The sequence below is a fragment of the Streptomyces sp. ITFR-6 genome (assembly GCF_031844725.1).
In the GTDB taxonomy this organism is placed as follows: Bacteria; Actinomycetota; Actinomycetes; order Streptomycetales; family Streptomycetaceae; genus Streptomyces.
The window spans coordinates 4,967,704-4,978,427 of sequence record NZ_CP134612.1; the positions used below are offsets into that span (position 1 = coordinate 4,967,704).

The window sequence follows — 10,724 nt, forward strand, 5'->3', positions numbered from 1 at the left end:
GGTACCAGCCCGTAGCGGGATGAGAACGGCAGGCCGACGACGACCTCCACCGTGTGAGCGCCGCCGAACGCGCGCCCAGCAATGCCAGGAGACGAACGTGGACCACAACCGCGCCGATGCCGGTGATCTGGCTGAATACGGCTACGAACAGGAGCTGAAGCGCACCCTGTCCGCGTGGGCCGTGTTCGCTCTCGGGTTCGCGACGATCTCCCCGGTGGTCGGCATCTACGCCGTCGCCCAGCTGGGGTTCGTCTTCGCCGGCCCCACCTGGATCTGGGCGGTCGTCGTCGCCTTCCTGGGGCAGCTGCTGGTCGCCACGGTCTACGCCGAGCTGTCCTCGCAGTTCCCGATCACCGGCGGGGTCTACCAGTGGGTCCGTCGGCTGGGCGGACCCCGGCTGGGCTGGCTGGTGGGGTGGATCTATCTCGCCTCGGCCATCGCCTCCCTGACCACCGTGGCCTACCTCGGTTCCAGCTGGCTGCACATGCTCTTCAGCGACTCGGAACCGTCACCGGTGACCCATGTGCTGCTCGGAGTGGTCTTCATCGCCGTGGCCCTGGGCATCAACCTGCTCGGTGTCAACCCGGTCAAGCACTTCCTCAACGCGGGCATCGTCGCCGAAGGCGTTGTCTCCATCGCCGTCAGCGTGTTCCTGCTGCTCTTCGCGCGCCACCACGGATTCAGCGTCCTCTTCGACACCCTGGGCGCGGAGTCCGCCTCCGGCGGTTCCGTCGTGGCCGGGTTCGTGACGTGTCTGGCCGTGGCCGGCTGGGCCTTCCTCGGGTTCGACGCGACCACGCAGGTCGCGGAGGAGACCGAGCAGCCGAGGCGCAGCGTGCCCCGGGCTCTGCTGCGCTCCTACGTGTTCGTGGCGTTCACGGTGCTGCTGACCTCGATCGCGGTGACGTTCGCGCTGCGCCGTCCTGAGGACGCCGTCTCCGGGAAGACCGTGGACCCCGTCTTCGACGCGGTGACGCTGGGCCTGGGCAGCTGGAGCGGTAAGCCGTTCATCGTCGTCGTCCTGATCGCGTTCTTCGCCTGCGCCATCTCGATCCAGACCTACATCGGGCGGGCCGTCTACGCCTTCGCGCGGGACCGCCAGCTGCCCTGCTCCGCTCAGCTCGCCAAGGTCGGGGAGCGCCAGATCCCCTGGGTCTCGCTCACCGTGACGGCCGTCCTCGCCGGGCTCGGCCTCCTGCTCGGGCTCAACGGCAACGCGGCGGCCACGCTGATCTCCTTCGGTTCTGGCGGCTTCTACTTCATCTTCCTGGCGGTCGCCCTCGTCGCGCTCGTCGCACGCATCCGCGGCCGCTGGAATCCGGCGGAGGGACAGTTCCGCCTGGGCCGGGCCGGTCTGGTGATCAACGTGTTCGCCGTGGTGTGGCTGCTGTTCGAGGCGGTCAACATCGCCTGGCCGCGCGCCGAACTCGCCCCGCCCTCGGGCAGCTGGGTCCAGGTGTGGGCCGTGGTCCTGGTCTTCTCCGCGCTGCTCGTCATCGGCCTGGTCTACGTCGCCGTCGCCAAACCCCACACCCGGCTCTCCCCCAACAAGTCGACCGAGGAAGTCAAGGCTCTCTGATGTCCGCGCACCTCTCCACCGCCACCGCCCCTGTCCCTGCCCTGGTCTACGACCCCGTCGCAGGACTGCACACCCGCGAGATCTCCCACCGGCCCGCCGGACCGGGCGAGGTCGAGATCGACATCCGCGCTGCCGGGGTGTGCCACTCCGATCTGCACATCCTGACGGGGGACTGGCCCAGCGACCGCCCCCTCGTCATGGGCCACGAGGCCGCCGGCGTGGTCACGGACACGGGTGACGGCGTCGGCGCGGTGCAGGCGGGCGACCACGTCGTCCTCTCCTGGTTCGCGCCCTGCCGCCGCTGCCGGAAGTGCCTGGCAGGCATGGCCTGGCTGTGCACCGGCACCCAGGCCGTGGCGAACACTTTGCCCGACGGCACGACACCGATCACCGACGCCCGGGGGGAAGAGGTCTGGCCCTTCCTGGGACTCGGCGCGTTCACGAGCCGGCTCGTCGTGCCCGAATCAGCCGTGGTCAAGGTCCCCGACGAACTGCCGTTCGGCATCGGGGCCCTCCTGGGCTGCTCCATCTCCACCGGCGTCGGCGCGGTCCTGAACACCGCCGGAGTGCGGGCCGGCGAGTCCGCGGTCGTCGTCGGCGCCGGAGGGGTGGGCCTGTCCGTGGTGATGGGGCTGCGCCTGGTGGGGGCCGATCCGATCATCGCCGTAGACCTCTCGCCCGAGCGTCTGGCCGCCGCCGAACGGTTCGGGGCGACCCACACGCTCGACGCCGCCACGACCGACGTGGCCGCCTGGTGCCAGGAGGAACTCGGCGGGGTCGACTACGCCTTCGAGGCCATCGGCAGCCCCAAGGTCATCGAGACCCTCCCGAACATGCTCACCTCCGGCGGGGCGGCCGTCCTGGTCGGCATGGCCGCCGACGGGGCGACGGGCGCGTTCAACCTCTTCGACCTCGCTGACCAGGGAAAGCGCATCCTCGGCTGCAACTACGGCTCCAGCGTCGGCGCGATCGACATCCCGAAGCTGGCCCGCCTCTACCTGGCCGGCCGGCTGCCGCTGGACGAGCTGATCGGCAAGGTGCGCCCCCTCCACGAAGCGGCCGCCGCCTTCGAGGACCTCAAGTCCGCCGTGGGGGCCCGCACCATTCTGGAACCCTAGGGCCTGTCGTCGAACTGCCGCCCTCCGGGCAACGACGGCAGTTCGACGACAGGCCCTAGGATCCGCGACGTCGGCCTCGCGGCACACCCGCGAGCGAGACCGGCGCCCCACCCCCGCCCCCCTTCTCCCCACACCCCCTGGAGACCTGATGTACGCCGTTACCGACCCGTCCACCGGCACGACCACGCAGACCTACCCGACCGCCACCGACGCCGAGGTGACCGCGGCCGTCGACGCCGCCCACGCGGCCACCGCCTGGGGACGGAGCACCTCCGCGGCCGAGCGCGCCGCGCTTCTGCGCCGGCTCGGGGATCTGCACGCGGAGCACCGGGCCGAACTGGCAGCGGGCATCGTGCGCGAGATGGGCAAGCCGCTCGAAGAGGCGGAGGGCGAGATCGACTTCTGCGTCGACATCTACCACTACTACGCCGACCACGCCGAGGAGTTCCTCGCGGACGAGGAGCTCTCCGTCACCTCCGGCCCCGGTCGCGCGGTCATCCGGCGCGGCCCGGTGGGTGTCCTGCTCGGCATCATGCCGTGGAACTTCCCCGCCTACCAGGTAGCCAGGTTCGCCGCCCCGAACCTCGCCCTGGGCAACACCATCGTCCTCAAGCACGCCCCGCAGTGCCCTGCCACCGCGGCACTGCTTGAGCGGCTGGTGACCGAGGCCGGGTTCCCCGTCGGCGCGTACGTCAACGTGTACGCCTCCAACGAGCAGATCGCAGACGTGATCGCGGACCCGCGCGTCCACGGCGTGTCCCTGACCGGCTCGGAGCGGGCCGGTGCCGCCGTCGCGGAGATCGCCGGGCGGCACCTGAAGAAGGTCGTCCTCGAACTGGGCGGCTCCGACCCGTTCATCGTGCTGTCCACCGACGACCTCGACTCCGTCGTGGACGCCGCCGTGTCCGCTCGCCTCGACAACACCGGCCAGGCGTGCAACGCGGCCAAGCGGTTCATCGTCACCTCCGCTCTCTACGACACGTTCGTCGAGAAGTTCACCGCCGCGCTCCTCGCCCGCCAGTCCGGAGCTCCCCTGTCCTCGGTCACCGCGGCCGACACCCTGGAGCGCCAGGTGGCCGCCGCCGTCGCGGAAGGCGCGACGCTGCACACCGAGGGCGAACGCAGCGGCGCCCACTTCCCGGCCGGGGTCCTCACCGGCCTCACCACCGAGCACACCACCGCACGCCAGGAGCTCTTCGGCCCGGTCGCCATGGTCTTCCGGGCCGCCGACGAGGAGGACGCGCTGCGGATCGCCAACGACACCCCGTACGGCCTCGGCTCGTACGTCTTCACCACCGACCCCGCACAGGCCGACCGCGTCGCCGACGGCATCGAGGCAGGCATGGTGTTCGTCAACGGCGTCGGCGCCGAGGGCGCCGAGCTGCCCTTCGGCGGCATCAAGCGCTCCGGCTTCGGCCGCGAGCTCGGCCGCCCGGGGATCGAGGAGTTCGTCAACAAGAAGCTCATCCGCACGGTGGCGTAGGCATAGGCGGGGGCGGGCCCGGGGCCGTGCCCCCTCATCGGACAGCCCACCGTGAGGTGTCTGCCGGGCGGGCGCAGGAATACTCTAGCGCCCGCCTTTCACATGGCCGGTGGCGGCCTGAAGGACATCCAAGAGGACCCTCGGTCCTGGGCCGGCGCCCAGCCCGGCGAGGCTCACGAGCCCGTACTGGATGGTGTTGATGCGTGGGGGCCGGATGGGGGAGGCGACTCCCGTGTCCGCTCACGCAAACGGCCCCGGACGAGAGGTCCGAGGCCGAGCAAGACTCCTCCCTGGGGGAGAAACCCCAGGTCAGAGCGGTAATGCGCTGTGCCCCCGGCAGGATTCGAACCTGCGACACCCGCTTTAGGAGTTTTCCCTGGACGGGGCTGTGACCTGCGGAAACGCCGACTGAGGGGTGTCTGGCCTGGGGAAACTCCCCTCCGTAGTTCTCACGTGTTCACGGGGTTTCCCGGCCTCATGTGTGCTGAATCTGTTCCGCGCGAGCGCCCGCCTGGCGGGCCACCCGGCACGGCTCTTTGGGAATCTGCTACTACGCAGACACGCGGGTCGCTAGTGTCCTGAGTCGTTAATTCGTGTGCAGTATGCGGCGAGTGTGTCGAGGATGTCGTCGGCGGTCTTCGTCCAGACGAACGGCTTGGGGTTCTTGTTCCACTCGTTGATCCAGCGGCGGATGTCGCGTTCGAGTTCGATGACGCTGCGGTGGGCCGAGCGGCGGAGTTTGCGGGAGGTCAGCTCGGCGAACCAGCGCTCGACGAGGTTGAGCCAGGACGCCGAGGTGGGGGTGAAGTGCAGGTGGAAGCGGGGGTGCCGCAGCAGCCACTTCTTGACCGGTTCGGTCTTGTGGGTGGCGTAGTTGTCCAGGACCAGGTGAAGTTCGAGGTCCTTGGGGACGGCGGCGTCGATGACCTTCAGGAAGCGGAGGAACTCCTGGTGGCGGTGGCGGCGGTAGTGCTGGGCTATGACTGATCCGGAGGCGATGTCGAGGGCGGCGAACAGGCTGGTCGTGCCGTGCCGGACGTAGTCGTGCGTCATCTTCGCCGGCGTAGTCGGTGCCATCGGCAGGACGGGCTGGGTTCGGTCCAGGGCCTGGATCTGCGACTTCTCGTCCACTGCCAGGACCAGCGCGTTCTCCGGCGGCGACAGGTAAATGCCCACCACGTCACGGACCTTGGTCACGAACTGCGGATCGGTCGACAGCTTCCACGTCTCCACGATGTGGGGCTTGAGGCCGAACGCCCGCCAGATCCGCGAGACGGCCGACTGCGACATGCCCTGGGCCTGGGCCATCGAACGTGTCGACCAGTGCGAATCGCCTGTTGGTGGGCTCTGGCCCAGCGTCCTGGCGACCAAGGCTTCGACCTGCTCATCCGTGATCTTCCGCGGTGCACCCGAACGCGGCCGGTCCACCAGACCCTCCAGCCGGTCCGCGGCGAACCGGGACCGCCACTTGCGCACCGTCTCCCGCGAGACACCCAGGTCGTCCGCGACCCGCGCGTTCGACCGGCCCTCTGCACACGCCAGCACAATCCTCGACCGCAGCACCAGTGCCTGCGACGCCGTCTGCTTGCGTAACCAGCCCCGCAGCACGCTGCGTTCGTGATCGGATAGCTCCAGCGACAACGGCTTCGGACCAGGCATCGCCACACTCTACAACCGCACGCGAACTAACGACTCAGGACACTAGGCTTTTGACGCGTGTCTGCGAAGAAGCACACCTGTGCCCTCTGTCCGGCTCAGGTGAAGAAGGCCACCGGCGAGCACGCGCTGCCCGAGCAGCTGCTGAAGCTCCTAGGTGATGCCAACGACCTCGTGCTTGGTGAGGCGTACGACATGTACGCCGCGACCTACCAGGGGCGCAGAGAGAATGAGGCCAGGAAGCTGAACAACAGTCTCAGCGCCATCCGTGTGCCTTGTTGCGTCTCGTGTAACCAGTGGTTGAACGAGACCTTTGAGAAGCCAGCCGCCGAGCACCTGCCGAAGCTGCTCCAAGGCCGCATGATATTCACGTCATCACGGAATGATATCGCTTCGCTGTCTCGGTGGCTCATCAAAACGGTCCTGATGTGCCACCATCCTCGCGTTCATTACACGGGGCTGACATGGAAGGCCAAGGATGGTTTCCCGTCAAGCGGAGCGATTCCGGGCCTCCTCGCAGACCTACGGCAGTCCGGAGAGGTGCCGCAGCACCTCTCTCTTTGGGCAGCCCTGGCCACCAGTGATGAACCCGTCCTTCTTCGACCTGATTCGGACGCGACGATCGAGATAGGCATGAACATCACAAGGCCCGACGGCATCCTCCGGCTCACCGTGACAGACTCCAAGGGCATGTCCGTTGTGCACCTTGATGGCACGCGCCCGGAGGTGCTCAGACTGTGGCCACTCTGCGCCGGTTGCGCATCCTGCCCCTGACGGTGCGTGCCTCTCCGCTGTGCTCCGATCGTCAGAGTTGCTGCAGCGGGCGTGGTTCGTGGCCGATCCGCAGTGATTCCGCCGTTCAGAGGGATGCTTTCCAAACAACTACCGGGAAATGGTGGACGGTTACTCAAGAGCGTCGGTTCTTGGGCTCTGTTGCGAGGGACTATCTATCCGTCACGGACACGCGTAGCGCCGTGCTTGGCATCTATCTCGGGGGTCTTCCATGCTTGACGCAGCAGCGATAGCCGTCGCCACCGGCGCCGCCAGCAACGTTCTCGCCTACCTGCTTCAAGGTCGGGCCGACGTCCTGCGCACCCGGGTCTCTGCGATTTTCCGGCGCGGGACCGCGGAGGAAGAGTCCCATGCGCTACGTGCACTTGATGAGCACGCCGAGGCGCTGGAACAGCGCCGGGTTACCCAGGCCGAGGTCACTGCTCAGTGGAGCAGCGTGCTGACCGCGTTCCTCACCGCCTACCCCGAGGCCCTCGGGGACATCGAGGCGCTGCGCTCTGCGACGCCGTCCGGCACGAAGACGGTCAACATCGGATCTCAGCACAACCATGGGCGCGGCACTTTCATCGGCGGCGACAACCACGGGACTATCCGTGTCGATGGGCAGGAGGAGCAGTGACGTCCGCCGTTCCGGAGCCGGAACGGCACATCACTGAGCAGCACAACCACGGAGACGGTGCCTTCGTCGGTCGTGACAACCACGGCGAGATCCGCATCGAGGCGGTCGATGCGAAGACCAAAGCGCTGCTCAGGAAGATCTCTAAGGATTCCCCCGCCCTGGCCGAGCTGCTTGAAGAGGCTCTGGACGACGGGGTGATCTCCCCCGATACCGCGAGCTTGCTCGCGCTGGCGGCGCGCAGCATCAATGAAGACGTCGCTTACACTCTCATGCGCGCGAGCCACAGCATCAACGAGGACGTCGCAGGTCAGGTTTCCCACGCCGCAGACACCTTCGACAAGGTGTCCAAGCAGCTCGATCTCAACGAGCTCAACAGGGTTGTTGGTCGCTTCGAGGACACCGTCAGCTCGCGAGGCCGCGACGACCTCAACGGCTTGGTCACGCGTCTTGAGGGCAGTCTAAGTTCCCTGGATCAACTGGTCAGGGACATGGACAGATTGCAGAACAGGGACAAGCCTCTAGTGTCCTGAGTCGTTAATTCGTGTGCAGTATGCGGCGAGTGTGTCGAGGATGTCGTCGGCGGTCTTCGTCCAGACGAACGGCTTGGGGTTCTTGTTCCACTCGTTGATCCAGCGGCGGATGTCGCGTTCGAGTTCGATGACGCTGCGGTGGGCCGAGCGGCGGAGTTTGCGGGAGGTCAGCTCGGCGAACCAGCGCTCGACGAGGTTGAGCCAGGACGCCGAGGTGGGGGTGAAGTGCAGGTGGAAGCGGGGGTGCCGCAGCAGCCACTTCTTGACCGGTTCGGTCTTGTGGGTGGCGTAGTTGTCCAGGACCAGGTGAAGTTCGAGGTCCTTGGGGACGGCGGCGTCGATGACCTTCAGGAAGCGGAGGAACTCCTGGTGGCGGTGGCGGCGGTAGTGCTGGGCTATGACTGATCCGGAGGCGATGTCGAGGGCGGCGAACAGGCTGGTCGTGCCGTGCCGGACGTAGTCGTGCGTCATCTTCGCCGGCGTAGTCGGTGCCATCGGCAGGACGGGCTGGGTTCGGTCCAGGGCCTGGATCTGCGACTTCTCGTCCACTGCCAGGACCAGCGCGTTCTCCGGCGGCGACAGGTAAATGCCCACCACGTCACGGACCTTGGTCACGAACTGCGGATCGGTCGACAGCTTCCACGTCTCCACGATGTGGGGCTTGAGGCCGAACGCCCGCCAGATCCGCGAGACGGCCGACTGCGACATGCCCTGGGCCTGGGCCATCGAACGTGTCGACCAGTGCGAATCGCCTGTTGGTGGGCTCTGGCCCAGCGTCCTGGCGACCAAGGCTTCGACCTGCTCATCCGTGATCTTCCGCGGTGCACCCGAACGCGGCCGGTCCACCAGACCCTCCAGCCGGTCCGCGGCGAACCGGGACCGCCACTTGCGCACCGTCTCCCGCGAGACACCCAGGTCGTCCGCGACCCGCGCGTTCGACCGGCCCTCTGCACACGCCAGCACAATCCTCGACCGCAGCACCAGTGCCTGCGACGCCGTCTGCTTGCGTAACCAGCCCCGCAGCACGCTGCGTTCGTGATCGGATAGCTCCAGCGACAACGGCTTCGGACCAGGCATCGCCACACTCTACAACCGCACGCGAACTAACGACTCAGGACACTAGGTCGGATGGAGGAAATAGGGACCGCACTTAATGGCGTGGCCGAGCGGATCGAGGCAACGGTGACACCACCTCCACCTCAGATCCTTCCCGACCACCGGGCGCGAGCCATCGCATTCTTTTGGGGCCTCGGAATCGGCGCAGCCTTCATCTTCTATCTGGTGAACCGTTGAGCCGCTCAGCCTGCGCCACTGAAGTGAACGCCGTGCTCAGCACTCAGTCCATGAGGGGTAGTCAGGCTTCCTCGTACGCCCATGCCCGGCCGGTCTGCCGGTACTCGTCCACGGGGATCGGTTCGACTCCGGGCAGCATCCGGGAGGTATAGAGGAGCCCATTGAGGTGGTCGATCTCGTGATGGATGAGGCGGGCGAGGCCGAGCTCGTACGTGATCGTGGAGGTCTCGCCGCTCAGGGCGGCGGTTTCGACCGTGATCTTCAGGGGGCGGGGGAGGAGGCCGCGGACGTCGAAGAAGCTGAGGCAGCCCTCGTACTGCTCGTCTGTTTCGTCGGAGCGGGCGGTGATCTTCGGGTTGAGCAGGATGATCGCCGGGGCATTACCGGGCGGCTGGACGACGGCGGCGGCTCGGGCGATACCGATCTGTGGGGCCGCGAGGCCCATGCCCTTGGCGAAGGGGTGGACTTGGCCGATCCGCTCCATGGCGGCGAACAGGTCGTCCACGACGCGCTCGGCCTCGTCGCGCTCGGTGGGCAGATTGAAGGGGCGGGCCGGTTCCGCGAGGATGGCGGCACCCTGCTGGACAACCCCGAGGTCTCGCATCTGCTGGCTGGGTCGCACGTCGATCACTTGAACTCCCCTTGATCCGTGGTTGGTTCGGGCCGGGCTCGGAACCGCCATTCCAAACGGTACCGAGCGTGCAGGGCGGGTGTGGCCGTGATCCAGGTGAATTGCCGTAGGCCGTCGGCGTCACTGCGGACGGGTGGGGTTCGCAGCGGGGATGCTTCGGCGGTCATGGACGTCTCGGTGCCCCAGACCACTGGGTCGAGGTCAGCGGGGAAGACGAGTTGGACTTCCAGTTGCTCGGTGGGCAGGCGTACGGCTCGCTGGAACCAGTTGCCCCACTTCTCGTCGCCTACGGTGTAGGCGTACTCGATCCACACAGACTCGCCCGGATAGAGCGGGAAGCGGCCGTGTTCGTTGTCGAACAGCAGCCAGATCTCCTTGAAGGCGTCGCGGTCGTGCTTGGCCTGCCAGCGCATCATCTCGCCGCGACAAGCGGCGGTGAGGTCGAGTTCGTCCCAGGTGAGCGGGTGGGCCCGGTAGTGGGCGTTGGACCGCTCCGGGTCGCCGGGGTAGCGGTCGACGGAGATGCGGATCAGGTAGCGGGTCACCGGCTCGGTGCCGGTGTTCCGCAGCAGCCGGCGCATGGTGAGCCGGTAGGAGTGACCGTCGTACTGGAGGCGGGCGGTGTCGTGTTCGACGACGAGGGCGGAGCCGGTGGCGTACGGCTGCTCGGGCCGTCGTGGGGCCGGCACGGCCCCGGGCGGGCGCCGGACCATCCGGGTCTCCCTGACCTTGGCCTGCTCGTAGTCGCGCCAGCGGCGCCAGATCGCCTTCCCGGCGTTCAAGGTCTCATCAGAGAGTCGGGCGAACTCCTCGGTGGGCTTGTGGCGGCCGGACTCCATGTGGCTGACGTACGACGGATCAAAGCCCATGGCTCGCGCTAATGCCCGCTTGGACATGCCGCGTACCTCCCGCCAGCGAGCCAGCTCGGCCGCGAAGTTCTCGGCCGCCTGCTCGGCGGTGGTCTCCTCGCCTTGTGCGTCCATCGAAGGTCGCCCCCGCGTCATGATCAGTGAGCATGAATGA

General features: G+C 67.5%; 11 protein-coding genes. 7 read left to right on the forward strand and 4 right to left on the reverse strand.

The window, feature by feature from the left end:
* Positions 1-97 precede the first annotated feature (97 nt).
* From RLT59_RS22600 to RLT59_RS22610, 3 genes are all read left to right on the forward strand, one after another.
* Complete coding sequence (locus RLT59_RS22600) at positions 98-1,579, forward strand: APC family permease (protein WP_311305078.1); 1,482 nt, start codon at positions 98-100, stop codon at positions 1,577-1,579.
* Positions 1,579-2,697, forward strand: coding sequence for a zinc-binding dehydrogenase (locus RLT59_RS22605; RefSeq protein ID WP_311305079.1), 1,119 nt, complete (start codon positions 1,579-1,581; stop codon positions 2,695-2,697). Before RLT59_RS22600 ends, RLT59_RS22605 begins: the two co-directional genes overlap by 1 nt.
* Before the next feature lie 148 nt (positions 2,698-2,845).
* The gene (locus RLT59_RS22610; protein WP_311305080.1) at positions 2,846-4,180 is read left to right on the forward strand and encodes an NAD-dependent succinate-semialdehyde dehydrogenase; all 1,335 of its coding nucleotides are present in this window, start codon (positions 2,846-2,848) and stop codon (positions 4,178-4,180) included.
* Positions 4,181-4,750: 570 nt separating this feature from the next.
* Here RLT59_RS22610 and RLT59_RS22615 read toward each other — a convergent pair.
* The gene (locus tag RLT59_RS22615) at positions 4,751-5,839 is read right to left on the reverse strand and encodes an IS630 family transposase (RefSeq protein ID WP_311304418.1); all 1,089 of its coding nucleotides are present in this window, start codon (positions 5,837-5,839) and stop codon (positions 4,751-4,753) included.
* 57 nt (positions 5,840-5,896) lie between these two features.
* On the opposite strand from RLT59_RS22615, the gene RLT59_RS22620 reads away from it, so the two are divergent.
* From RLT59_RS22620 to RLT59_RS22630, 3 genes are all read left to right on the forward strand, one after another.
* Entirely contained in the window at positions 5,897-6,610 is a 714-nt protein-coding gene (locus RLT59_RS22620; protein WP_125613605.1) for a hypothetical protein, read from the forward strand.
* Positions 6,611-6,839: 229 nt separating this feature from the next.
* Positions 6,840-7,247, forward strand: a complete 408-nt coding sequence (locus tag RLT59_RS22625) for a hypothetical protein (protein WP_311305081.1) — start codon at positions 6,840-6,842, stop codon at positions 7,245-7,247.
* Complete coding sequence (locus RLT59_RS22630; protein ID WP_311305082.1) at positions 7,244-7,777, forward strand: hypothetical protein; 534 nt, start codon at positions 7,244-7,246, stop codon at positions 7,775-7,777. The genes RLT59_RS22625 and RLT59_RS22630 overlap by 4 nt, the downstream gene beginning before the upstream one ends.
* Here the strand turns inward: RLT59_RS22630 and RLT59_RS22635 are convergent.
* Positions 7,766-8,854 carry an IS630 family transposase gene (locus RLT59_RS22635; protein ID WP_311304418.1) on the reverse strand — a complete coding sequence of 363 codons (1,089 nt, stop codon included), beginning with the start codon at positions 8,852-8,854 and terminating at the stop codon, positions 7,766-7,768. The genes RLT59_RS22630 and RLT59_RS22635 overlap by 12 nt on opposite strands.
* A 51-nt stretch (positions 8,855-8,905) precedes the next feature.
* Here RLT59_RS22635 and RLT59_RS22640 point away from each other — a divergent pair, with 51 nt between their 5' ends.
* Positions 8,906-9,070, forward strand: coding sequence for a hypothetical protein (locus RLT59_RS22640; protein ID WP_311305083.1), 165 nt, complete (start codon positions 8,906-8,908; stop codon positions 9,068-9,070).
* A gap of 61 nt (positions 9,071-9,131) precedes the next feature.
* Here the strand turns inward: RLT59_RS22640 and RLT59_RS22645 are convergent, their stop codons facing one another.
* Positions 9,132-9,701, reverse strand: a complete 570-nt coding sequence (locus tag RLT59_RS22645; RefSeq protein WP_311305084.1) for a peptide deformylase — start codon at positions 9,699-9,701, stop codon at positions 9,132-9,134.
* Positions 9,698-10,684, reverse strand: a complete 987-nt coding sequence (locus tag RLT59_RS22650; RefSeq protein WP_311305085.1) for a helix-turn-helix domain-containing protein — start codon at positions 10,682-10,684, stop codon at positions 9,698-9,700. The genes RLT59_RS22645 and RLT59_RS22650 overlap by 4 nt, the downstream gene beginning before the upstream one ends.
* Positions 10,685-10,724 lie beyond the last annotated feature (40 nt).

Coding starts and splice junctions, on each gene's coding strand:
- RLT59_RS22605 (WP_311305079.1), top strand. CDS start 1,579: ATGTCCGCGCACCTCTCCACCGCCACCGCCCCTGTCCCTGCCCTGGTC.
- RLT59_RS22610 (WP_311305080.1), top strand. CDS start 2,846: ATGTACGCCGTTACCGACCCGTCCACCGGCACGACCACGCAGACCTAC.
- RLT59_RS22650 (WP_311305085.1), bottom strand. CDS start 10,684: ATGGACGCACAAGGCGAGGAGACCACCGCCGAGCAGGCGGCCGAGAAC.
- RLT59_RS22615 (WP_311304418.1), bottom strand. CDS start 5,839: ATGCCTGGTCCGAAGCCGTTGTCGCTGGAGCTATCCGATCACGAACGC.
- RLT59_RS22635 (WP_311304418.1), bottom strand. CDS start 8,854: ATGCCTGGTCCGAAGCCGTTGTCGCTGGAGCTATCCGATCACGAACGC.
- RLT59_RS22640 (WP_311305083.1), top strand. CDS start 8,906: ATGGAGGAAATAGGGACCGCACTTAATGGCGTGGCCGAGCGGATCGAG.
- RLT59_RS22625 (WP_311305081.1), top strand. CDS start 6,840: ATGCTTGACGCAGCAGCGATAGCCGTCGCCACCGGCGCCGCCAGCAAC.